Source organism: Leptolyngbya sp. FACHB-321 (assembly GCF_014695975.1).
Lineage (GTDB): Bacteria > Cyanobacteriota > Cyanobacteriia > Leptolyngbyales > Leptolyngbyaceae > Stenomitos.
On sequence record NZ_JACJPI010000037.1, the window covers coordinates 1 to 25,145 of the forward strand.

14 protein-coding genes and 3 pseudogenes are annotated in these 25,145 nt (G+C 49.8%); 11 read left to right on the forward strand and 6 right to left on the reverse strand.

What is annotated here, in order from left to right:
* Positions 1-579: 579 nt before the first annotated feature.
* The gene (locus H6F76_RS04395) at positions 580-1,179 is read left to right on the forward strand and encodes a hypothetical protein (RefSeq protein ID WP_190506272.1); all 600 of its coding nucleotides are present in this window, start codon (positions 580-582) and stop codon (positions 1,177-1,179) included.
* Between the two features lie 191 nt (positions 1,180-1,370).
* Here H6F76_RS04395 and H6F76_RS04400 read toward each other — a convergent pair whose 3' ends face one another.
* A complete protein-coding gene (locus H6F76_RS04400) occupies positions 1,371-5,684 on the reverse strand; it encodes a matrixin family metalloprotease (protein WP_190506274.1) in 4,314 nt (1,437 codons plus the stop codon).
* Positions 5,685-5,859: 175 nt separating this feature from the next.
* Positions 5,860-6,633, reverse strand: a complete 774-nt coding sequence (locus tag H6F76_RS04405; RefSeq protein ID WP_190506276.1) for a hypothetical protein — start codon at positions 6,631-6,633, stop codon at positions 5,860-5,862.
* 610 nt (positions 6,634-7,243) lie between these two features.
* Between H6F76_RS04405 and H6F76_RS30910 the strand changes: the two genes are divergently transcribed.
* Positions 7,244-7,372 (forward strand): hypothetical protein, encoded by a 129-nt coding sequence (locus tag H6F76_RS30910; protein ID WP_277881187.1) that lies wholly within the window; start codon positions 7,244-7,246, stop codon positions 7,370-7,372.
* 120 nt (positions 7,373-7,492) lie between these two features.
* Here the strand turns inward: H6F76_RS30910 and H6F76_RS04410 are convergent, their stop codons facing one another.
* Entirely contained in the window at positions 7,493-7,906 is a 414-nt protein-coding gene (locus H6F76_RS04410; protein ID WP_190506278.1) for a hypothetical protein, read from the reverse strand.
* A 437-nt stretch (positions 7,907-8,343) separates the two neighbouring features.
* Here H6F76_RS04410 and H6F76_RS04415 point away from each other — a divergent pair, with 437 nt between their 5' ends.
* The 3 genes from H6F76_RS04415 to H6F76_RS04425 all read left to right on the forward strand — a co-directional run bounded on the left by H6F76_RS04415 (position 8,344) and on the right by H6F76_RS04425 (position 13,577).
* Positions 8,344-9,096, forward strand: coding sequence for an AAA family ATPase (locus tag H6F76_RS04415; protein WP_190506280.1), 753 nt, complete (start codon positions 8,344-8,346; stop codon positions 9,094-9,096).
* Complete coding sequence (locus tag H6F76_RS04420) at positions 9,096-10,016, forward strand: ParB/RepB/Spo0J family partition protein (RefSeq protein ID WP_190506282.1); 921 nt, start codon at positions 9,096-9,098, stop codon at positions 10,014-10,016. Before H6F76_RS04415 ends, H6F76_RS04420 begins: the two co-directional genes overlap by 1 nt.
* A gap of 114 nt (positions 10,017-10,130) precedes the next feature.
* Positions 10,131-13,577 carry a TM0106 family RecB-like putative nuclease gene (locus tag H6F76_RS04425; protein WP_190506284.1) on the forward strand — a complete coding sequence of 1,149 codons (3,447 nt, stop codon included), beginning with the start codon at positions 10,131-10,133 and terminating at the stop codon, positions 13,575-13,577.
* 32 nt (positions 13,578-13,609) lie between these two features.
* On the opposite strand, the gene H6F76_RS04430 is transcribed toward H6F76_RS04425, so the two are convergent.
* The 3 genes from H6F76_RS04430 to H6F76_RS04440 form a co-directional block, all read right to left on the reverse strand.
* Complete coding sequence (locus tag H6F76_RS04430) at positions 13,610-15,685, reverse strand: 3'-5' exonuclease (protein WP_190506286.1); 2,076 nt, start codon at positions 15,683-15,685, stop codon at positions 13,610-13,612.
* 553 nt (positions 15,686-16,238) lie between these two features.
* Complete coding sequence (locus H6F76_RS04435) at positions 16,239-17,957, reverse strand: esterase-like activity of phytase family protein (protein ID WP_190506296.1); 1,719 nt, start codon at positions 17,955-17,957, stop codon at positions 16,239-16,241.
* Positions 17,958-18,114: 157 nt separating this feature from the next.
* Complete coding sequence (locus tag H6F76_RS04440) at positions 18,115-18,405, reverse strand: hypothetical protein (RefSeq protein WP_190506288.1); 291 nt, start codon at positions 18,403-18,405, stop codon at positions 18,115-18,117.
* Between the two features lie 17 nt (positions 18,406-18,422).
* Between H6F76_RS04440 and H6F76_RS04445 the strand changes: the two genes are divergently transcribed.
* The 6 genes and pseudogenes from H6F76_RS04445 to H6F76_RS04470 all read left to right on the forward strand — a co-directional run.
* Positions 18,423-18,812 carry a hypothetical protein gene (locus tag H6F76_RS04445; RefSeq protein WP_190506290.1) on the forward strand — a complete coding sequence of 130 codons (390 nt, stop codon included), beginning with the start codon at positions 18,423-18,425 and terminating at the stop codon, positions 18,810-18,812.
* A 315-nt stretch (positions 18,813-19,127) separates the two neighbouring features.
* Positions 19,128-20,624, forward strand: coding sequence for an exosortase O (gene xrtO / locus H6F76_RS04450; RefSeq protein ID WP_190506292.1), 1,497 nt, complete (start codon positions 19,128-19,130; stop codon positions 20,622-20,624).
* A gap of 44 nt (positions 20,625-20,668) precedes the next feature.
* On the forward strand, positions 20,669-23,332 hold the full coding sequence (locus H6F76_RS04455; RefSeq protein WP_190506294.1) for a TIGR02921 family PEP-CTERM protein: 2,664 nt from the start codon (positions 20,669-20,671) through the stop codon (positions 23,330-23,332).
* A gap of 111 nt (positions 23,333-23,443) precedes the next feature.
* Positions 23,444-23,584: pseudogene (locus tag H6F76_RS31355) on the forward strand (alpha-hydroxy-acid oxidizing protein); the annotation flags it as partial.
* Between the two features lie 124 nt (positions 23,585-23,708).
* Positions 23,709-24,578, forward strand: a pseudogene (locus H6F76_RS04465) (IS982 family transposase).
* Between the two features lie 324 nt (positions 24,579-24,902).
* A pseudogene (locus H6F76_RS04470) lies at positions 24,903-25,145 on the forward strand (hypothetical protein); the annotation flags it as partial.

Consider the following 25,145-nt stretch of genomic DNA (forward strand, 5'->3'; position numbering starts at 1 on the left):
AGTTGCTCGTCGGAAAAGTCTGACATGGCTCAAATGGCTACTACTTTGGACAAGGTCACTGCCTCTAAAGTGCCCGCCGCCTGTACCTGTCAGTCAGCGAGATGGCTGAAATTCACCTAGTGAGTGTGCCGATCGCTGGTGCACCCTTGCAGCACCTGCTCGTTCTGACCGAGTTGGCTCTGTCTCGGTTGGTGCTGCGGTGCCCCTAGTGCAGTGTGATTAACGCTCCGCTGGCGCTGCCGGACTCGCTCAGCACTGTCACAACCCTTAGAAGCCTGGCCCAGTCATAGTTCTACTTTTTACTTGCTTGCCCCGTTGCAGAACCCGCAACTCACCAACGACAGAAGCGGTATTCTCGCTCATGCAGAGGAGCGAACAGGAACGAGAGCATCGGCGTTGCAGACTATAACCGAACGGTAATTTATGCCAGTTTCAGTCCAGCGATGGCTGATGCACCTTTTAACGGACAAATAGACTGCTCTGGACATACCCCTTAAACATCAACAGCTAAAGTCTCAATTTACCTATGCAATTCGGGATAATAGACTTAAATTCTCCGCTGGATAATATTTAGAGCCCATGCAAACCGAAGACGTAGCACCCCTTAAATTCACTGATGAGCATTACATTGCTCTCGGCAGGATAGTTATCGCCTTCCAGTCACTTGAGCTAGTGATAACCTACGGGCTGGCTTGCCTCATGGAACCCACGGAAACAGTAGGCTCTTTTACATATACCGTTCTTGATGAGTTGTCCTTTGCAAACCGCTTGAAATTTTTGTCTAATTACGTTGAGACTCACCCGCTTCCCCATTTCATTCCTCCAGGTGTATCGTACGAGGAAGGGAAGGCGAAAGACTTCCCCGAAGTATTAGTAAAATTGCAAGTCGGCATTCAAATCGCTGGAGAAGCTGAGGAGAAGCGCAACCAACTTGTACATTCCTACTGGCTTACAGATCCGGTAGCTGGTCCGACTGGAACTGTGTTGCGATGTAAGTCAAGAGTCAAACATAAAAAGGTCCACCGCTCAAGTGAGTATGTTACCGCTACAACAATTTCCGCAATTGTCGAGGGAATCGAGAAGACGAAATTGATGATTTTTGAGGCTACAGAACGCCTCCATTTTTATCCCAACACTCGATCTGCTAAGATTCCGGAACCTCACGAGCCTCTCCAATAACGGGTTAAGCCGACAGACGGGCAAAAAAGTGCAACATGAGGCTACAAGCCTTACTACGTTGAGCTTCTGGATCAAAACCCAGTCAAAGGGAAAAGCGTCAAAAATCCACGACAGAATCAGGCTGTTAGCCCTTTCTTGCACTAAATTGGTCGTATGTTGGCTCAATCCCCCAAAGACTTGATTCACTAAGTTCAAGCTTGAATGGCAAAACTGTTGGCTGTTAACGTAGTCACGCCCGCTAACGTGGCGAAGCGCCCCCCAGTGCCTAACCCACTTAAACTACCATTTGGGTTGTAGAACAAGTCGCCACTGAACTGATTAAAGACAATCCGTGCAATATTGGCGGCGGCAGAGGTTGCTCCGTTGATGCCATCATTGATCGTGGCGAATTCATTAGCATTGAGTGCGCTTCCTGGACTACTGGAAAGTGCGGTAAAGGTGCTTTTGTCCAAAACAATTTTGTCAGTGCCTGCCAGAAAATCGGTGATCTGATCGACTCCGATCGCATTAGTAAAAGCATTGCCCGTGTCAAATACAAACGAGTCTGCTCCACCCCCACCGGTTAATGTGTCGTTGCCCAAGCCACCATTAAGACTGTTGTTGCTTAAGTTTCCAAGGATGGTATTTGTGAGTGCATTGCCTATGCCATTGATTGCAGACATTCCCGTTAGCGTGAGATAGTCAAGACCAGTACCCAATGTCCAAGAAACGGACGATCGCACCGTTTCAAGACCTGTACCTGATATATCAATAATAGTATCGCCTACACTATCCACAATGTAGGTGTCGTTGCCTAAGCCACCTTCAAGAGTGTCATCACCAATGCCGCCATCTAAGATATTTACCGCACTGTTACCAACAATTCGGTTGGTAAGCGTGTTACCTGTACCATCAATGGCAGCGGCTCCCGTTAAAACTAAATTGTCTAGTCCAGCCCCCAAGGTCCATGAGACTGATGATTGAACGGTTTCGATGCCCGTTCCAGAGGTATCGATGATGATATCACCGAGGCTATCAATAATGTAGGTATCGTTGCTATCCCCACCAATCAGAGTATCGTTGCCAGTGCCGCCATTGAGAATGTTTGCAGCACTGTTGCCAGTAATGACGTTGTTGAGAGCGTTCCCAGTACCATTGATCGCAGCAGTTCCAAGCAGAACTAGATTTTCTAGATTATCACCTAATGTCCAGGTTAGGGATGTATGAACAGTATCGATGCCTTCATTCAGTAACTCTCTAATGATGTCGTTGAGACTGTCTACACTGTAGATATCGTCTCCGGCTCCCCCAATTAAGGTGTCATTCCCGATACCACCTTCAAGAATGTTCGCAGCACTATTACCAGTGATAATGTTATTAATCGCGTTTCCCGTGCCATTAATCGCGCCAGTTCCAGTTAAGGTGAGATTGTCAAGCCCTTCACCCAATGACCATGAAACCAATGATCGCACAGTTTCAATGCCACTACCTGCGGAATCGATAATGACATCACCAGTACTATCAACACTGTAGACATCGTCGCCCGTGCCACCTTCTAACCTGTCATCGCCCGTGCCGCCGTCTATAACATCGCTACCATCTCCGCCGCTGAGTGTGTCATTGCCCTCAGCCCCATTCAATGTGTCGTTCCCGATCCCACCAATCAGGATATTGGCAGCACTATTGCCCGTGATAAGGTTATTGATCGCGTTTCCCGTACCGTTAATCGCGTTGATTCCAGTCAAAGTGAGATTATCAAGCCCTGTACCTAATGACCATGAGACTGATGATTGAACGGTTTCAATACCTGTTCCAGACGTGTCAATAATGGCATCGCCAAGGCTATCCACAATGTAGGTGTCGTCGCCAGTACCACCTTCAAGAGTGTCATTGCCAGTCCCACCATCTAAGACATCACTGCCATCATCACCGTTGAGATAGTCGTTACCACCACGTCCGTTGAGGGTATCGTTACCCATACCACCTCTGAGGATATCGACTTTGGTGATGTTACCCACTAAATCGTTATCCAGATCGTTGCCGATGCTAATGGTGGCGTTATCGGTCAGCGTCAGATTTTCGATCGTTGCTCCCAAGATCCAATTATCTATAGCAGCATAGACACGATCGACTCCTTCTCCAGCCGCTTCAATCACCACATCTTGCAAGCTATCGACAAAGTAGGTGTCATCACCAATGCCACCGACTAACGTATCGTTGCCGATTCCACCATCTAAAAAGTCATTGCCTGCAAATCCACTGAGGACGTTGTTGCGATCATTACCACTTAAGATATTGTTGCTGGCATTGCCATCACCATAGGACGCAGATCCAGTTAGCACTAGGTTTTCAACGTAAAGCGGCAAGACATAGCCGACCGAAGACTCCACCCTATCAAGGCCACCAGCATCGTTATTGTCTTTGTCGTATTCTTTGACCTGATCCAGAGAGCTATCGACGATATAAGTGTCGTTACCATCTTGCCCCTGCATGGTGTCTGCACCAAGACCACCATCTAGGCGATCGTTGCCAGTGTTGGTGTAACTTAGGGTATCGCCTCCGGTCAGGTAGTCGTTGTCGTTGCCACCTCTCAGGCTATCGTCACCGGAACCACCTTGAAGATCGTCATTTCCATCAGCACCGTCTAGGGTGTCTGCATCAGCATCGCCCTGAAGATAATCAATGCCAATTCCACCATAAAGGTAATCATTGCCATTGCCACCTAAGATAACGTCAATATCGCTGCTGAAGAGAGAAGCAACAGCACTGCCATATAAAGTGTCGTTACCATCACCACCTGCGAGCCAGCTATCTAATTCATTGCCGAAGATTGTGTTGTCAAGCTGGTTACCAACGCCTCTGATTGCACTTCCGGTCAGGACCAGCACTTCAACATTGGAAGGCAGGTTAAAATTAATCGACGCTTCAATGCCATCTTCTCCACCCGTGTCGATGCCGTTGGAGCCATACTCAATGACCTGATCGCCCACATTATCCACAATGTAAGTGTCATTCCCATCCTGACCTTGCATCGTATCCGCACCAATGCCGCCATCTAGTCTGTCATTACCTGTGTTAGTGGGGTAACTTACTGACCCGCCAAATAGAAGATCGTTGCCATTATCTCCTTTAAGGGTGTCATCGTTTTGGACACCATAGAGCGTATCGTTCCCGCTTCCCCCTTCTAGATTATCGTTTCCCCAATTTCCATAAAGGAAATCATCATCATCGCCGCCGTACAAACTATCATTCTCCGTACCACCGTCTAGAAAATCATTGCCTGCTCCACCCCCTAAGCGATCGTCTCCAGCATCGCCAAATAGAAAATCAGCATCACTACTGAGTGCTGAGATTTGACCAGAAGCACCTAGAATAAAGTCTTTACCAGCTCCACCCCGTATAGTATTACTGACTTCATTTCCAAAAATAAAATCATCACCACTACCACCATTAGCATTTTCGATCGTAGTCCCATAGGCAATTGCAAGGTTATCAGTTACATCCTCAGAGCCATTTTGGGCACCAATAGAACTAAATTTCCCTGCAACTAAATTGATAATGACGCGACGAATTTGGTTGCTGGCATCGATCGTGTCTGTACCACCCCCATCCCAGATCGCTTTGATGAAGGTAGAATTAGTTGCCCAAGCGTAATTATCGTTACCTGATCGCGTTCTCGTATTTGCGCCGTAGAGATACTGAATTGCCGCAATGTCGTACAACAAGGGTGTGCTGGGATTTGTTAAAACACCTGTGTATGGAATTGCTTCACCTTGAGTGTCGTTGTAAGACATCAAGCTGTATTGCCAATTATCCTCTCCGTTGGGTAGGTAAGGTGCTGGCGGTAATGGTCCACCACCAGCATTATATTCACCAGGATGCTTTAGTCCTAGGGCATGACCAATTTCATGGAGCATGGTGTAAAAACCGAAGCTTCCAGAAGTTTGGGTCAAATTTGGCGCAAATGAGTTGTTCAGCCAAACATCACCGCCCCACTGCTCTTGATCAGGATATTGAGCATAAGCAGACTGATTAGTGTTTTGAGCATTAGTACCAAAGTGGATTTGACCGCCGCTTCCATTGTCAGATACCTGCACAAAACGAATGTTAGCAATTTGCTCCCAGAGTGCTAGAGCAGCTCGTGCTCCTTGTTGTTGTATTGCGTCGAAAGCTACAAAGGTATTAGCGGTTTTTCGCTCATGAGTTTCAGCATTGTAGTAAGCAGGTACCTGCGTCATGAAACTGTAGTTAATTTGAATGGGAGTGGTTCCAGTCCAAGGACTGCTGCTAATCCCACCGCCAATCGCCCAACGGGGTTGCTTCGCTGGCAGTAATGCATTGATGTAAGATGTGGTGCTGTTAGCAGCACTTACAGCAGAACCGTTAGCCTGACTTAACTCAAGGGCTTGATTACTAGACGCAACACTACCTGTCGATCGCGCTGCACTGCAGGATGGACAACCGCAGACTGCATAAGATGGCTTTGATGCGGTAGTGGGCAAAGGGCTAGATAACTGGACAACCATGCGAACTCCGGGGGGTAGATGTAAAATCAGCAGCGACAATTATGTAGAAGACTTGAGGGTGTGAACGAGTAACAACAGACCCACTGCGTTGTAAATTCCTTGTTGCCTACAAGCGCAATGCTGTCTTTTCGGCAAACGAACGTCTCGAATCTTTAATTACGTTGTCTCAGACGACTCAGCGACACACTGGAGCAGCTTGTTCTGCGGTTTTGACCTGTACACGAACAACTGACTGTTTGTGTTGCTTGCCGAAGTAGGTAGAGCGAAACCCTGCCTGCTTTATTTGATCACTGGTCAGACTGCTAGGCAAATCGAAGGTGTACCAACTATCTGAGTCAGGTTCAGAATTGGCGCGAAAATCTTGATACATCACCCGATCCATGCATTCCCCAAAGCTGCTTCCACCGCTGACAGGATTGTTCATGGGCTTCTGTGTAGCAGTGGCACCCAAGGTATAGCTCGTATTGATACAGGTATCGATATTGCGCTGCGTTAGTTCGTTGCCGTCTGCAAGCCGCGCTCTGAGATCCCACTGGCAGGAACCTGTGAGCGAATAGCGGAAGGAGTTACCGTTGTAGAGCATGTTATCTAAATCATTGGGGCACCAGTCACCAGCCCCCGAACTGGAAATATACAGCCCTGTAATATTGGTGCCTGTGTTGTTGTGGACGGTGAACGATCGCTTAGCGTCGTTAGGATTACTGGCAGCCCTAGGGGGTGAAGCAGGACAGCTAAACGGAGTACAAGCTCTGGCACCCGGATTAGGGCACCCGAAAGAATTACACTCGCCAGCTCCTGGATTAGGGCATCCAAACGGATTGCACGTTTGTCCGAGCGCCGCAGACTGATGAGGAAACCAGGCTATCCCACTACTGAGAGCGCTCAAAACTAAAAGCTTTACAGCAAAAGCTTGAATCGCTCTCAGCTCTTGTAAGCCGTTGATAGCCATTAAATTCTCTATCTATGGAAATAAAATTACGTTTCACCAAGCATAGCGGTCATGTGTCTAATTTAAGATCCAGAAAAGAAAAAATCATTAAAAAGTCATGCTTATTCACAGATCAGCAGCATGATTAACTTACGGTTCATAAGGCAAAAAAGAACCCAATCGCTCTAACCAGGTTAAATGTGTTTCTGTTGGCTCCAAGGTGCTCATTGATAAGCGTGGCTCAAGATTGGCTCGTGCTTCCGGTGCTGGACTAGCCGCCAACTGGCACAACACCTAAAACCCTTACACTGTTGCAGTTTTACTTTTTCGCCCCGTTGCGCCGTTGCGAAGTCAGCAACTATACAAGAGGATGAAAGAAGAGGCTCAAAGTGCCATAAAAACTAGGTTGTCAGTTTTAGTTAAGTCCGTCTTTCAAAGCTCTGGACTACATTTGGACTAAATGTTTTCCATGTGACAGTTGTCAAAGCAAGGGCTTGTGCCAGTTGCGTCAATTAAGGGCGTTGCTTCATACATCAGGTTTGCTGATGAGTCGGCGAGGGCTAGTGCGAACCAGTGTCTCAAAACCCGTGGGTGCAAAACTGTCTTGCACCCACGGGTTTTGAGACAAGTTGTGAGACAACAGCCAGCCTCTGCTGCCGTCGGTGAACCAGCCTATCGTCAAGTGCCTCAATTGGGACCGTTTCTGATACATATGCAACTGGCACACTTCTGGCACTGTAAAATTAATCTTCGCCTTTGAACGAGTTGGCACCTGCCTTCCCGCTCAAATTCGTGCAAACTGGGCACTAAAGCTTTTGACCAGGAGCTTCTGGCTGAAAGCTAGTGACGTTTTTGCCTGAGTTCTCCGAGATATCGTTCTCTAAGCTGCTTCGGCTTGATGGTCTTGACGATACTGCTGGAGCAAATGAACTTGCTCTTTTTGAACACCGACCTGGCAATCCTCAAAACTGCTGGCATCCGGATCAAGGAGAAACGTGACTGCCAGTTCGACTACGGCTTCTGGCGGAAACTCATACTCCATTGCATACTGTTCAATGCCTTTTTGCATCGCTTTGGGGAAATGAGCCAAAATGCCTTGACGTGGTTCTGGAAAAGCTTGGTCATTCGCGCCGGCATCAATATCCGCTGATTCCAAGAAATAACCGATCCCTAGCTTCACCAGAGTCTCTAGTGGCAGATTGAGTTCAGCAGCATAGTGGCTCAGCGCAATTTGAATGCGCTCAGGGAAGTAGTTGAGAAGCATGGCTTTTGTCGTTGAGTCAGCAGTCTGCATCTATCAAGTCTCCGCTGTTAGCGATCGCTGTAGGGTGGCTGGATACGCCTGATCATCACTTGTTCTAACTAATATGATACTCGATTCCACTCGAAGGAAAGGGGTGTGTAGGCTATGCGTACGTCATTAGGATCCATGCGATCAATGAAAGCCCACCCCAAAGCTTTATGTCCACATCTTAAGCGTGCTCGAATGCTATTGCTTTTGCCGATGTACAAAATCCCTAAGCCTCGATGCTTACAGGCGTAGATGCCAAGGCGAGGCGGCAGCTCATTGAACTTCCGAGTTAAGGGGGCACAATCACTAAACGGTGCAGCACTCAACAGATCGAGAAGACGCAATGCTTCCTTAAGCACAAAATCAGGATAATCGTCCATTAAATTTGTTTAGAAATTGTACCTACCGGATAAACTAAGCTTGTCGCTACAGGCTGCGTTGTGCATAAGGTCATTGCTATTTTTAACCAGGCTGGTGGTGTCTGTAAAACAACGGTGGCAATGAACTTGGGCTACCATCTAGCTCTTCGTGGTCATCGTGTCCTTTTAGTAGATGTTGATCCTCAGGGATCTCTCACAACTTTTATGGGCTTAGAGCCTCATGAGTTAGAGCAAACTGTTGCAAATGCCATTCTGGAAGAGGATACGGCGTTGCCCATCCACCATAATTTGCATCAAATGGACCTTGTCCCAGCCAACATTACTTTAAGTGCAGCAGAACTCCAATTAGCCTCTGTGATTGCGCGAGAACTGCGTTTGAAGGATGCGCTGGAGCCAGAAATCACTCACTACGACTTCATCTTGATTGATTGCCCTCCCAGCTTAGGGGTGTTGAGTATCCTTGCTCTCACTGCAGCCACCCATGTGCTCATTCCGATCCAAACTCACTTTAAGGCCTTCAAAGGTACTGAGCTCCTGCTTGATACGATCAAAAAAGTGAGGAAGCACCTGAATCGAACACTGGCGATCGCGGGTATCGTTCCGACGATTTTCAACAATGCAAGCCAAGACAAAGCCATTTTGGAAGCGCTGAAAGAGCAGTTAGCTTCGATTGCCACAATTTACGCGCCCATTCCCCGTGCGACTGCCTTTGCCGATGCGGCCATGTCTCGTCAGCCTCTCGCCGTTTATGCACCGAAGCATCCCTCGCTGATCATCCTGGATGAAATTGCCAAAGGTATGGAGGCTTTGTAATGGCTAGCAAACGTCCCCAAGTGCCCCAGATGAGAGGGGTGACTGATTTATTCAGTATGGAAGTCGAAGGGGCACAGCCAACTAGCACTGTCCCAATCAATAAAATCCTACTTTCTAAACATCAGCCACGGCGCTACTTTGACCCAGAGAAGCTGGCACAGCTGACTCAGTCGGTCAAAGAGCATGGCATTCTAGAGCCCCTGTTGGTGCGTCCATCAGGCAGCAGCTATGAATTAATTGCTGGCGAAAGACGTTACCGGGCTGCTCAGACCGTAGGACTAACGGAAGTACCGGTTGTCGTTCGAGCGTTTGATGATCGACAGGCGCTCCAAGTTGCGCTAATCGAAAACCTGCAACGGGATGACCTCAACCCCGTAGAGGAAACGGAAGGGCTCTTGCAGTTACTAGCCATTGATTTAGATGTCACAACTGATGAGGTGGTGTCGGTTTTGAATCAAGCTGCGAACGCAAAGAAACGAGGACTTGACTTGACGGATAACGTTATCCGTCAAGTCAAAGCGATTGAATCGCTTCTCTCTACAGTTGGTCGTTTTAATGCGGAATCCTTCCGAGTGAACCGTCTTCCTCTGCTCAATTTGCCAGATGAAGTGCTGGAGACATTGCGAGAAGGGAAGCTAGAGTTCACCAAAGCACGAGCGCTCGCACGCGTAAAAGATGAGGGGCAGCGGTCTAAGTTGCTCAAGCAGGCAATCGCTAAGAACCTATCGCTGAATGAGATTAGGGCGGCAGTCAAAGAGCTAACGCCTGAGGCAGCACTGACTGTTGAGAAAATGGTTGCTCAACGGTGGAGTGAAATTGGCAAGCAATTACAGAAGACTGAGGTTTGGAGCGATCGCAAGAAGCGCGACCGCATTACTAAGTTATTAGATGAACTAGAAAAGCTGACTCAAGAGGGTTAGCATTCTAGCCTCATATTTCAGCAATCGCGATGAAACTTTTTTAAGCGTTTTTCTAGAGTTAAAGATTAAATTTGCAGCGTGGGAACAATGAGCTGTTCCAGTAAGAACTTTAGTATGAAACGCGTTGCAGAGCAGGTAGTGTATTCCCCTACAGACCTAACCCAATTCTTTGAAAGTGAGTTTGCCTGCTGGATGGAACGGTACAGATTAGAGATGCCAGAAGCGACAGGGCTCAACGCTGACCCAGTCGATGAAATGCAGCAAATTCTGTTTCAAATGGGTCAGAGCCATGAACAAAGGTATCTAGAGTCTTTGCAACACTCTGGCATAGACCTCTGTATGGTGGAGCGTACGGATGCTTGGGAAACGACGTTAGATGCTATGAAGTCTGGACGGCACTACATTTATCAGGCTTGTCTTCAGCATGAGAATTTTATGGGCTATGCGGATATGCTGGTTCGCGTTGAGGAACCATCAAACCTGGGTAACTGGAGCTATATCCCCCTTGAGTGCAAATTAGCCCTTAACCCAAAACCCTTCTTTATCATCCAGGCTTGCTGTTACTGCGACTTATTGGGCAGCATTCAGGGTCTTGTGCCAAAAGAATTCCGTCTATTGCTAGGGAATACTGAAATCAAGCGTTTACGCACGGAAGATTATATTCACTATTATCGCCAGCTGCGTCGATCGTTCCTTCAGTGCATGGCAACGTTTTCTCCTGAGTCCAGACTGTTACCGAAGGGGGATAGCCATGGATGCTGGAGTGGTGAGGCAGAACGAGTGTTGCAAGAGCTTGATCATCTAAGTCAAGTAGCGAACATGACGCGCAGTCAAATTCGCCGATTGGAGGCAGCAGGCATCACAACAATGCAACAGCTTGCGGACGCTGGTCCAGTCCATCGGATTGTAAAGTTAGATCCCCTGATTTTCAGCCGCTTGAATCAGCAAGCTCGATTGCAGAAGCAGAGCCTTAGGCAAGGCATTCCCTGTTATGAAGTGCTCCATCCAAGCGAAGAGGATCCCTACAGAGGTCTGGTGTTGTTACCGCCTGCCCGTCAGTTGGATATCTACTTTGATATGGAAGGTTACCCCTTAGCAGAAGGGGGCTTAGAGTACTTATTTGGAGTCACCTATGAAACGAATGGAGAACTCCATTATCAAGATTGGTGGGCTCATAATGAGCGGGAAGAAAAGCAGGCGTTTGAGCAGTTCATCGATTGGGTCTACGCTCGTTGGCAGCAAGACCCGCAGATGCACATATATCACTATGCTGCCTATGAAACGATTGCCTTGAAGCGGTTAATGAGCCGTTATGCTACCCGCGAAGATCAGTTAGATGATTTGCTGCGAGCCGGTGTCTTTGTTGACTTGTACCGAATTGTGGCGCAAGGCGTTCGGGTAGGAGGTAGAAATTATTCAATCAAAACCTTAGAAAAGATTTACTGGCAGGGACGGCAGGGTGACGTTCAGAATGCTCAAGATTCAGTAGTGCAGTATTTTCGGTGGATGCAACAGCGAGAGCATGCCCCTCACTTAGCTGAACCGCTTCTCGAAGAAATCCGTTCTTACAATAAGGATGACTGTGACTCAACAAAGTATTTAACAGACTGGTTGAGAGGTCTCCAGACAGAACACGGCATTTCTTACCGACCTAAACCTGGCCAAAATGGTCCTGAAGCGCCACAACAACTGACTGAACCTCAACCTTCAAGAGTTACTGGTTCTGAGTTGGCTTCCGAGTTGCTTGCTGGCATTCCAACAGAGTTGGGTGATGAAGCAGAACATTGGAAATTGCAAGAGTTACTGGCTCATCTTCTTCAGTTTCACCAACGAGAAGCAAAACCATTTTGGTGGCAGCGCTTTGCCTGGTTGGAAATGGAGGAACTGGAACTCTACGATGAGCTGGATTGCCTAGCTGGAATTCAACGGACCAGTAATCCTCCTTATCGCCCCACGCCAAAAAGTCGATCGCTTGCCTACGCCTACCAATTTGATCTGGCTCAAGATACTAAGCTTTCTGCCGCAACTGATTGCTGGTTTACCCCACCTGAACCATTGCGGGGATGCAGGCTTGAATCACTTGATACAGAGCAAGGATACTTAACCCTCCTCATTAGCGATAACAAATTAACTGAGGTCAGACAAACTTTTGAGAACTGGGAACCTCCCCAACGTACAGGTTTATTACCAGCCACTTTTATCAATACTGACCAAATCAGCCAAGCCATTTTAGAGACTGTGCAAAATTGGCAGCCATTTCTAACCCTAGCGCCTGTCTTGCACGACCTACTGGGACGGCGATCGCCCCGCATTCGTAACCATTCTGGTGGAGCGCTGATTGCGGGTGGCACAGATTCTCTTGAAACCATTGTTCAGACTGCCCTGAATCTAGACCACAGTGCTCTCTGCATCCAGGGACCACCAGGTAGTGGTAAAACGTATACAGCTGCTCACATCATTTTGCGCTTACTACAGGAAGGCAAAACAGTTGCTGTTTCGTCAACTAGCCATAAAGTTATCTCGAATTTGTTAGGACGAGTTGCGGCACTAGCGATTGAACAAGGAGTTGTCTTTAGTGGAGCTAAAGTGGGAGGACCCGCTGATGATGCAGTTTTAGAGCATCCACAAATCAAATTCAAACAAACAATGGCAGAAGCTCAACCAGCAGCCTTCCAACTGGTTGGTGCAACGGTCTTTCAGTGTTGCCGTTCAGAAAACCAGGGCCTGTGGGATTACCTGTTTGTAGACGAAGCAGGACAGGTTTCTTTAGCAAATCTAGTGGCGAAAGCTCGATGTGCCAACAACCTGGTCTTGATGGGAGACCAGATGCAACTGGAACAACCGATTCAAGGCTCACACCCAGGGGAAAGCGGGACCTCTGGCTTGGGCTACTTCCTGAACGGTAAAGCTACTGTCCCACCTGACTTAGGAGTGTTTTTAGATGTCAGCTTTCGGATGCACCCAGAGATTTGCCGCTTTATCTCTGAACTGGTGTATGAGGGTCGGTTGACTAACCATCCTAATACTGCCCATCACACGATCGCGATACCGGCTGATCGCAATGGTTTGATTTGTAAAAGCAGTGGCATCCTGTTTATCCCTGTGGATCACGAAGACAATACGCAATCCAGCGAGGAAGAAGTAAACCAGGTTGAGGCACTGGTAACAGAACTGACTGGTTTGGAGTACGTTAGCGATCGTGGACAGAAATTAGGAGTTATTGGTAATCAAGAAATTCTAGTGGTTGCTCCTTACAATATGCAGGTGCGAAAACTGCAAGAGCGTTTAAAAGGTCGCGCCAGAATTGGTACAGTCGATAAGTTTCAAGGGCAGGAAGCGCCGGTGGTAATTGTTTCCATGTGTGCCAGTAGTGGAGATGCGGTACCCCGAGGACTGGAATTTCTGCTTAACCGCAACCGATTGAATGTAGCGATTTCTCGTGCTCAATGCCTTTCGGTTGTTGTTGGCAGTCCGGCACTAGCGCGTACATCTTGTTCAACAATTTCTCAAATGGAGTTAGTCAATACCTTTTGTAAGATGATTGATCATGCTGAGGGTTAAGTTAGACTGAGCTGCATCTGTGACGGAATGACTTAGTTCAACCCCTTATCCAGATCATCCAAAAACTCGGAGGCTGGATCAACTCCGGTGATGAGCAAGTAATCCCGCGCACGGGTGCAGGCAACATAGAGGAGATGTCGCTCGGTATTGTAAACCTCTTCAAGATCGGATTCATCGGAAATGCTTTCGATGCGCTCTTGGAGTGGCAGAATTTCGTCGTCGCAGGCCATGACAACAACAGCACGGAATTCGAGACCTTTTGCCAGATGCATAGTGCTGACAGCAATACAGCCTTGAGCCGGAGTGGCTTGATCGTCTAACTCAACCGGTGTTGCTCCTGAGCGTTGAACGACAGCGATCGCCCGTTTAAGCTGAGGTGTATCTCTAACGAAAACACCGATTTCATCTGGTTGCAGCCCAGCGGTAAGACGATTCGCGATCCACTCGCTGACCGCTTCCGTCTCTTGCTCCAGGTCAGCATAAAGCTCGATCACTGGGGCAGGTCCGTTGAAGACGGACACTGTGTTTTGCCGATCCTCGACATTGCCGTCTACATCAGCCAGAGTTTTAGGCAGTAGGCGATCGGCTTGCTGGCGAATCTGGTGAGAAGTGCGGTAGTTGATGGTGAGTGTTTGCGATCGCCCACGAATATCGACACCCAATGCCTTCCAGGAGAACGGCTGCTGAAAAATGCGCTGCCCCAAATCACCGGTAAAGAACAAACTATCGGGTCGCTGCTTGCCCATCACAGCTAACAGGCGCAGTTCGGAGATGCCCATATCCTGAGCTTCGTCCGCAACCGCGAAATCAAAGGGTTGTTCATTCGATTTGGTGAGATAGTCTGCAACCCGATAAAAGAGTCCGGGCCAGGTCAAAAGGTTTTGTTGTCCGATTTCATCATGAACCTGCTGGAAGATCGACCAGAGGAGTTCTCGCTGTTTGCCACCAATCCGCGTTTTGCGTCCCAGGCGTTGCACATCCCGGTAGGCTTCCCAGGAGTCTAGCTGCCACGCATCAACGACATCACGCCATTCGCCGAACAGGAAGGACTCAGTGAACCGATGCTCTGGAACTTTAGCGGCAGCTGCCCTTAACAGCGATCGCACCTGCTCTGGTATAACGACATTGGGTTCCTCAAAGATGTCTGTGTACAGTGCGTAAGCAACGCTCTGAATGGAGCAAACTACGAGCCGATTGCTGACTTCGGACTCATTACTAAGGAACCGACTTAGTTTGACTCGGAGGGCATTTGCCAGGGCGTCGGAGAAGGTGGTCAGCAAAAGGCGAGCTTGAGGATGCCGACGCGCTAAAAAAACAGCGCGATGGAGTGCCACAATGGTTTTGCCTGTGCCAGCGGAGCCTGAGATGCAGGCAGGTCCGGTGTAATCCCGTTCGACCAGATAGCGTTGGGCAGGATGGAGAAAAACTGTCCATTTTTCCCAGGGGAATGCCAGCGCTTGTTCCAACTCCTCCATATTGGTCATGACTCGGAAGCGACGTTGAGCATCAGGGTGACTAAACGGATCGATGGTGGTTGGGATGGTAGTTGGTTTCTGTGGTTTGCCACCTGTCGCCAGTTCTAGGAGAGCTTCGGCTGCTTCCTGGGGCAAGCGATCAACTAAATCAAACAGGGTGTCCTCGGTCGCTTGCCGCACAGCGTCTAACCACTCAAGTGGGACACCGTAACTCAGCAAGTCGTCGTCAGAAACTTGGGCGAATAGAGGCAGTTTTGTGGGTGCTGTCCGCTCAACTGGTTTCTGGACGATGACTTCCTCAACTCGCTCGCGTACTTCTACCAAATGAGCCGCGCCAGTTCTGGGATGCCGTTCGATTTTGCAACGGCTCGCCCAGGTGTAAGCAGCGTCATGGTGATCGACATAGCAGAGCAAGAGGCTAGTCTCTGTTCTATGGACAATCAGACGAATGTCCATGTTGACGCTGACTGACCAGAAGTTAGGGTCTTTCGCCCGATCGAGCTTATGAAATCGCATACCTGGGCTAGCCGGATTGAGTTGCAGGTCAAAGGCAGTCGTTTTCACTGCCTTCTGTTCCTGCCCGGTGAGTCTGGTCAGGCTATCGGTAAAGGTGTCGGCAATGCGAAATTCCATGTCCAAATCTAGCTGCTTCTTGAGGTTTGCATCCGAGTGATGATTTCATTCGTGAGATTTAACCACTCCATTCGAGTCGCATTCCTAGCCCTGCCAGTATTAGAGTCAGGAGGTTGATAAGCTAGGACAGGAAAGTGGGAAGCTTCAGCTCTACGAATCACATCTCGCTGAGAAATACGAGCGTTAAAAACAATACTTTCATGAGCTTGATTTCGTCGGTTCAATAGATGATTGTTTTCTCTTTCCCATTCGCAAAACCTCTCATCCCATCTTGTATTCTCGTCGGTTGCGTTGTTATCAACTCTAGAATAGAGAACTCCAAGGAGTTGTACTTCACAGCTAACTGTGACTGAGCAAAAGATTTTGCGCAATTTGCAAATAGGTAGCACAAGCTTATAAAGTTGAAACCTGTGCGCGTTGCAGGGTTTGATTCACTTCCAATTGCTGTTCCTTCAATGCAGTTGGATGTCAACTTATCAGAAGCTAGAACACTAGACTGGAGCTGCTCTCACTCGTTGCGCAACTCATTTGCAAATTGCGCTATATTTTCTGCTCATTCACAGCCGTTGCCGTTTGTATCTTGCACGGCGGGCAGGAATTTTGCTGGGATGGGCAGCGATCGCACCTGTTGTCCGGTTGCCAAGTCAAACTCGTCGATAAACGGGTTTGTGACGCGGCTGGCTCCCAACGCAGGGCTAACTTCCCCTTCGGAGGTGATAAACACTGTGCCATTTGGGGTCAGCGCAATGTCTTCTGGGTCGAGGCTGTTGGTCGCAAACGGTTGACCATTCGTATCTTTAAGCTGCGTGACGTTGGTGAAGGTGACCCCAGCTGTTGCGAGTGTGGTGGGGTCAGCCGTGAAGGTGTAGAAGCGAGCCAGCGAAGAGCGATCGTCCGCAATGGCGTAGTAGCGATGGTTCACGGCATCGTAAGCAAGACCCGACAAGCCACCGATGGGTACGGATATGCCGTCGATCGCACCTGCTGCCCCAATTGGCGTAAAGCCCGTTGCCAGAATCGTTTGCCCCAGGAAGCCTAAATCGTCTGTCAGCGTTTTGCCTGCGGGCGTTGCACCTGTCTGTACATCTACCCAGACTAAGCTGTGGTCTGAAGCGGGGGTAGCCGCAAAGCTCTGGCGATCGCCCACCAGGTAATACAGTGGATCGCTCGTCGTGGGCCAAAACACAGCCGCATCGACAATGTCCAAAGACGCTGATGGCAACACATAGTCAGCGCGTAGATTACCGGATGCCGTGAGCGCATCGCCAAAATCTGCTGTGTCAAAGGCTGGGTTGCCGCGATGCTCCAGATTTTTGCCACCATCTAAACGCGATTGCTCCGGTCCACCCAGGCTTGTTGGCGCAGTATTGGTGTTGACGTCGGGGTTTTGCAGCAGTTGCAGAATGGCGTTATCGTAGCTGTCGCCATCATTCGGGTCTGCATTCTGGTCGCCCATAAGCACAAAGCGCGAGCCGGCAGCCAGTCCGCCAGAGCGATCGCGATCGTCGTAAATGTAGTCACCGCTACCAGGGGTAACATAATCAGACCAGAAGCGGATCTCGTCATGGTTCCGCTTGCCATTGCGATCTTCAGGTCCGTCGAACACGGGCGGCGTAGGGTGACTAGCCAGCACATGCACCACCTTGCCATTGATCAAAATGGGTACATCCCAATGGCTTTTCGATGACAGCCGCAGCGCTGCTTGTTCTTCTGCCGTGTAGAAGCCACCCAGGTTTTCCTCCACGGCGGTAGCAGGATTATCTACAGTTGGGTCGTTCGTCAGCAAGTTTCCTGGTAAGTCCCGCCAGCGAAAGTTTTGAAAGGTTCGCACATTCGCTGTGTCGATCGGATATTTAGACAGCAGCAACATGCCAAACTGACCGGGGAAGTTACCGAAACCATAGGCATCATCGCCATACCCTGGCGCACCTGGAGTCGTTACCGCAACACCGTTGTTGTTCAGGTCAAAGCCAGAGGCAACACCCGTATTCGACGGCGCAATGTAAGCGTAGGGATACTCAACCGGTGTGGCACCGTTTTGACTGACAGAGAGATAGTTTTGCTGCAAAAGCTGCACAGGCTGAAGCGGGTTGGCAGCTACGTAGTCAAATTCATTGATTAAGAGCACATCGGGGTTAACGCGCTGGATCGTTTCAGCCACCGCCTTTACCTGGGCATTGTTTGGCGTGGACAGATCAGAAACAAGCTGTCCCTCTGCGTTGCGGTTCAGTGAAGCATTGAACTGGGAAAAACGAATGGGGGCGCTTGCCATAGCGGTGTCCTGGGTAAAGGAATCGGTGGTGAAGTCAGAAATTTGCTGAGGGCTACAAAGAGCGCTGCCATTTTCTGTACCAATCTTTACCAATCCCACAAGAACTTTAAGGTGTCTCTAACGCACCGTTAACAATGTCAGTAGTTTTACCGAAACGTTAGCGCGATCGCCTGATCAGGCTTTTCCTCCCTGACAGACTACTCTCGGTTAACAATGAACCGGGATCGAGTTTAAAGCCAGCATAGGCTTCAATCTCGATGCCGAAGGTGCGGTCAAACATGGTTGCGACTCGTTGGCTCTCGACTCCTTGCATCACCAGGGTTAGCGGTGAGCGATCTCGTTGGTAGTAGCGATCGCGCTCATTTAAACATGGGTCAATGAAAATTCTGTGAAGGCTCGGCAGTCGGACTAGCTGTAGCAATTCTGTGGGTGCATGGTTAAAGAGCACCTGTACCTGCTGCCTTCATGAACCGCCATCTTTGGTCGATCGCTGCCGCTGTTGGACTTGCCTCAATGACGCTCACTGCTTTGCGTGCCGAGGCTTTACCAGTGGAGTCTGATAGTGCTTGTTACATGACCACTGCGTCTGGGCAAGTCATCGACCTAAGGCAATCGCTCTGCCGCACTCAACCTGCCAGCCGTTCGACCCAAACACGTTCCTCCTACAGCCGCCCAGCTTCGTCTCGCTCGCACACGGGAGTTCGGTCTGTGGTGAAAAGGGTTAACGGTGGTGTGACGACTACGGTGTACTCTTCGCCTGGCTATAACGCAACCATGCGCTCCGTTTATTCGGGCTCCAACTATGGCTACAGATCCGGTCCCCGCACCCAAACGTCTTCATCGTCCAGGTATTAAACTGCTAGTGCTTCGACACAGGTTGCAACTTTGCATTTCGGTAGTCTACGACCGCAGACTATGTTTTCGTTGTTACGGTTTCGGCCGCCAGACACTTTTCACAAAGCTTCTTAACATACAGTTCTGTTCCCTTCTGCCTTGAACCCTTTACGCAAACTTCATAGAGCCTTCAAATTAGTGTAGTTTTGCCTTGACTTTCCGCAATATCCCTCAGTGTCCGTGAAGTCAGCCGCACTATTTTTTTAGGGGTCTACTTATCGCCGTTGGTGTCGTCTACTCGCACTGAGTCACTAAGCAAATCGGAAGGAATCCTGCATGACCAGCGATCATTTAATGCGTCTGGCTACTCGATCGCAGACCTTTAGTAAGCTAGAACGAACAGCTACAGCCGCCCTGCTGCTGAGTTGGCTATTGCTTAATAGGGCTACGTTGGGCTGGCTGATCCAACCAGTTCAAGAAATTTCATTGTTTAACCAGGTTATGCTGCTGGCTGGAGTCGCACTCTTGCTCATTCAAGGAGTTCGCCATCGGCAGCAGTTCCGCTTCTCAGCCGTGCCAATTTTTCGCTGGAGTCCGCTACTGCTGCTGCTGAGCAGTGCCATCGGCATGATTGCTGCTCAGTGGCTACTCATGCTTGACCAGGTGCCTATAGTGTTTGCACTATTGGGTACTTATGGTTTGCTGGGGCTATTTCTAGAGTCTACTGTTTGGCGAAAGGGTTTACCCATTGGGGCGGCGATCGCGGTTATGGTGCCGTTTGGAGTGCAATACAGCACTGGACTAGGGTTTCCAGCCCGTATTCTGACTGCTCACACAGTTGAGCTTCTCCTGAGAACTTGGCACGTCGCTGCTTTGTCCTCTGAGGACATCATTGTGCTCGATACGGGTATTGCTCAGGTCGATTTGCCCTGTAGCGGGCTGAAAAGTTTGTGGACAGGTACGCTCTTTTTGTTAATGGCGACCTGGCTGGAACGGCGACAGTTTGGGCTACGTTGGTTAGTTGTGTTTATCGCAAACTTGGGGTTGCTAGCGATCGCCAACATCGCTCGTGTGCTGACGCTGGTGCTGGTGGCACACGTATGGCAGCAGATCACTTTAGCAGAAATACTGCATGTGCCCTTGGGAGTCATCACGTTTGTGGTCGCCTGCGGTTTTACCTTGCTACTGCTGCGCTGGGTGCCGCGATCGATGGCTTCAGGGCAGAACGATCACCAGCAGAACAACGTGCTTGCAGACGCAAAACTCCCCTTTCTGCTTGCCGCTTGCTTGCTAGCACTCGCGTTGATTCCTCATCCCCCTGCTCCTGCGGCTCCACCTGCTGTCACGAAGTTGGATTGGGCGATCGCAACCCAGACCCAAACGATTCCACTGACACCGACTGAGCAGAGCTTTTTTGCCAACCATCCTGATGTAGTAGCGCACAAGCAGCGCTTCACTTATCAAGGACTCACTGGCTCGGTTTTGTTAGTTAGCAGTCCCAGTTTGCAGGCGCATCACGCTCCCGAACTCTGTTTAATTGGCAGTGGATTTCACCTGGATCACATCGCTCCACAGCAATTTGTTGCGGGACCCTTGGCACGCTGGTTGTCCTTAAATGACAGAACCCAAACGGCTGTCTATTGGTTTCAAGCACCGGATCAAACTACAGGAGATTTTCTGACTCGGATTTGGCAAGAAGCTTCGCGACAGCAATCGTCCTGGACACTGGTTTCGATTTTGTTTGACCAATTCCACAACCCAGATGATCCAAAGCTGCAAGTGTTGGTAACGGACATCTATCGGTCGCTCGGTGAGACTCTACAAAAGGCTTGAGTCTTTGGTCTGGACACTTGTACCCGCCGCCTATCCTCTCACTTATGAATACCCTCTTTGTCGCTTTTTTCTGGATCTTCAATCTGACCTTACTGGCGATCGTCTACCTGGGAGTGGTGCCCTTTTTGGGGTTAATGCTCTTGAGCGATGCAGTCACCGGGCAGGTGCCAGTCAACTTCCTGCTAACATTTGTTGGCTTAGTCGGCGTACCAACGACTTGTACGATCGCGGGCTTCCGTAACAGCATGCAAAAACCTGCGACGCTGTTTGAGTTGTTTTACGGCATCGAAGCACCATTGTTGCTGATTTGCGTGACGCGCTTCTTCTGGTTACGCGACCTCACCTTGCCAACCACTTTTTTGCTGCTGACGCTGCTATTGGGCACGATCATCACCGGGCACTGGCTACTGAATCGGCAAGAAAACTGGCTGCGCGTGAACCTCTGGCATCTGGCTAGTCAGGTAATGGTGCTGGCGATCGCGCTGTACGCCACGGCAATCTTGAGCTTTTACGTGCCGCCAACCCTGGTGAATCTGCTAGCGGCACTGCCAAGCGTGCTGCCCTACGCACTCATCATGCTGCCCTTGACACTTGTGATCGTTGGCTTATGTACTTTGCCGCTTGGCATCTCAGTCATGTATGGGCGATCGCTGCACAGTATCTTCAAGCAACTGGGCACTCGCTATGGCACCTGGCAGGTAAGGGCGTTTATAGGAACCGTTTTAGCGGTTGGGCTAGGAGCCTTTTTGCTGGTGCAGCAACAGCCACAAATTGCCGCCTTCCGTCTGCTAAACCCAGCCCCAAAAACTGATCAGCAGCGGCAGTCTGTGCTGAAAAAGTCGGACACTATTCGCAGTGGGTTGCTAAATGCCTATCTCTCGTCTTACCGCTATCCGCGATCGAACAGCAGTGCGATGGAAGACTATTACCAAAGTAATCTTCGCGTTCCCACCGTGATCGCCCAAACGATCCAAAAGGGCTTCAATGTTCTAACGGCCCCCTTTACCTACCAGGGCACCGCAGCAGACATTGACAAAGCAGCTCAACTCTACGCCCAGTTTTTTGATACGCCCATTCTGCGGGGCGAACACGCTACCATCCAAAAAGCCTTGCAGTCTACCTTTAACCGGAGTGAGGCAAAAGCAGGGCTGGATGATATCAACCAGAAACGGGTATGGCTGGAGTCACAGCACCTTACTGTTACACCGCAGGGCGATTGGGCAGACGTAGAGCTTTACGAGGTGTACCAAAACAAGACAACCCTGCCGGAGGAAGTGCTTTACTATTTCTCGCTGCCAGAAAGTGCTGCTATTACAGGCTTGTGGCTCAGTGATGAAGCAAAGGTTCCGAAGAAATACCCGTTTGCGATCGCGCCTCGCGGAGCGGCTCAACAGGTGTATACTAACCAGGTACAGCGAAATGTTGATCCTGCCCTTTTAGAGCAGGTCGGTCCGCAGCAGTATCGCCTACGGGCGTTTCCAGTGCCAGCGATGACACAAACTCTTGGTTCGCAAACTGAGACACCGAGGCTGTTTCTTTGGCTGCAATATAAAGTGCTGAAGCAACCGTCAGGTTGGCAGTTGCCTACATTGCGAGAACAGCGCAACGTCTTCTGGACGGGCGCAACTAAGCGGTTTGTCAACGGTAAAACAGTTAGTGCCTCAGAGCAGTGGCTACCCGCAACGCTTCCTGCTGAGAGCACACCGCCGACTTCGCACCAAATGACCCTGCCGTGGGGTGCCCAATTGCTGGCAACACCCGTTGCTCAAAGCGGCTACCAACTACCGCAGGGCAAACGCTTTGCGGTGATTCTCGATCAATCTCGCAGCATGGAAGCCCATCGACCGGAGGTTATAGAGAGTTTTCGCTGGCTAAAAGACAAGATCCTGCCACAAAACAGCGCCGATTTATATCTCACGGCGATCGCGCCTGCTCAACCCCAACGCCTTGAGGGCTTGGAGCAAAGCAACTTCGATCCCTCTAGCACTGTTTTCTACGGTATGGTGCAGCCCAAAGAGATGCTGACGCAGTTCCAGCAGTTGCGCGGCGATCGCCCCTACGATGCCATTCTCGTCATCACCGATGCGGGCAGCTACGAGCTGAACAACAACACTAAACTAGCAGGAAAGCTGCCAGCCCCACTCTGGTTGGTGCATTTAGGTGGACTGGCATTTGCGTATGATGATGCCACCTTAAAGGCAATTCAAGACAGCGATGGCGGCGTTGCTACTCAGGTCCAAACCGTGATGCAGCGGCTTGCTACCCAGCCCTCACGTGGTGCAGGCACCTCGTTTTTAAATCTGGTTGATGGTTATGCCTGGTTCCTCATCAAAAATGGTGCGACAGCCACTGCGACATCTGAGCAGAAAGCGTTTGGAGCGCTGGCTGCTCGTCAGTGGACAACTCATCTCAGCCATTACCTGCAACCGAACCAGCTAAACGAGTTGGATGCCATTCACGCCGCTGCTAAGCAGTACGGCATTGTGACACCCTACTCATCCATGCTGGTGCTGGTGAACAACCAACAACGCGACGAGCTAAAGCAGGCAGAAAAACAGTCCGATCGCTTTAATCGGGAGGTCGAAGACTCACAACTGCCCCAGCCTAATCAATCGAATATTAGCGCTGTACCTGAACCCACTGAGTGGCTGCTGCTGCTCGCTGGAGCGGGAATGCTCTGGGGTTACAGACAGGTCAAGAGCAACTAAATCAGGTTGGTAGTAATGTGAATCCTCTTAGCACCCATTGCTCTTGCGCTACAGCGTAGACATTGCTTGGGCGCAAGCGCAAGCGCAATTTGATTGCTAGCGCCAGTTTGCTTACCCTGGTTTCAGCTCTCTGTGCATTAGGAACGCGGCTTGATCAAAGCCCTAGTGGAACGGGCGTTTGCCACAGGGTTTGCAGCGCTTTGTTTGACCGTAGATACGCCTGTTCTGGGACAGCGGGAACGTGATCAACGTGTATCGCTACGTCACTGCTGCTAGCGTTTTAACTGCTGGTACAGGGTAACTAACGTGAGTTTCGGATAATAAAAGGGGAGGGAAGTACGCTGAAGTTAACCAAAACGCTCAGCTCCCGCCCCCGATGTTTAGCTTAGAAGAGTTGTTCTGCTCCGTCGATGACTTCTGCCAACGCTTTGAACCCGTGTGGCAACGGTAATTGCTCCGCCGTGGTTTGCAGCAGCGCGACCGAGAGGGTCGCTTGTGCTTGAGCGAAATCATGACGATTCTGATTGGATTCCACAAGCAACACTATCGCACCTTCAAGCACTACTACTTGAACCATGTCTGTGTGTACTGGCGGGAAGCATTTCCCCAACTAGTGTGCTACAACCGCTTTGTCTGCTGGGAGCCCTCGGCGTTGCTGCCGTTGTGTGCCTACTTGAAGCACTGCTTTGGTAACTGCAGTGGCATCAACTTCCTCGACTCAACCAGCTTGAAGGTGTGCCACAACCGTCGCATCCACTGCTATCGAGTGTTCCAGGGACTTGCTGCACGGGGCAAAACCTCAGTCGATTGGTTCTTTGGCTTCAAGCTCCACTTGGTGGTCAATGACCAGGGCGAACTGCTCAACATCAGGCTGACTCCCGGCAACACCGATGACCGCAAGTCCGTGTCCGACCTGCTTAAAACCCTGTTTGGCAAAGTGTTTGCAGACCGAGGCTGTGTCTCACAAGCGTTGTTTGAGCACCTGCTTGCCACCTATGGCATCGAGGTGTTTGCCAAACTCAAGCGCACCATGAAGCCTCGGCTGATGCGGCTCATCGACAAGCTATGGGCGCGCAAGCGTGCCATCATCGAATCAATCATCGACCAACTGAAGAACATCTCCCAGATTGAGCATTCGCGTCATCGCAGTCCGGTCAACTTCTGCGTCAATCTCCTGTGCGGTTTGATCGCTTACTATCACCAACCGAAGAAGCCCTCCCTCAACCTGGACGACCCTTTAGCCTAATTCTCTTATCCGAAACTCACGTTAGATAACAAGCAAATTGATAGCAGAAGAGGGAGTTTGAGTATCATCGGATGTTGTTGGCGAATCGATTACAACTAGCCCTACAGGCGTAGTACAGGGGTTAATGAGCAACGAAAGAGCAAGCGCTTTGGCGCTTGTTAACTTTTGGTAAGCTTGCACGTAACATCTTCGCCGACAACATCCACTGCACCTTAAACCCCATGACGACCACTCCCCTGTAAGCAACCTTACATGGCTGACAGTCTTGGGTTGAAGTGAGAAACTGTTAGCAAAGCTAACGTTTGAATGAACTTTGGGGAACAGATGCAAGGATTAACCTGTGTAAAAGGTGTTTGGCTTGTAGTGCCACTGCTTTTAAGCGTTGCACTTCCTACCCTTGCCCAGCCGTCCCCTGGTTCACCGAATCCTCCTGCTCAGTTGCCGACTCCTTCATCAAAGGCGGCTCAGCAAAACTCTAAAGCACTCATCGATGAAGTTTGGCAAATCGTAGCACGCACCTATATTGACACCAGTTTCAATGGTCAAAACTGGCAAGCTGTACGTCAG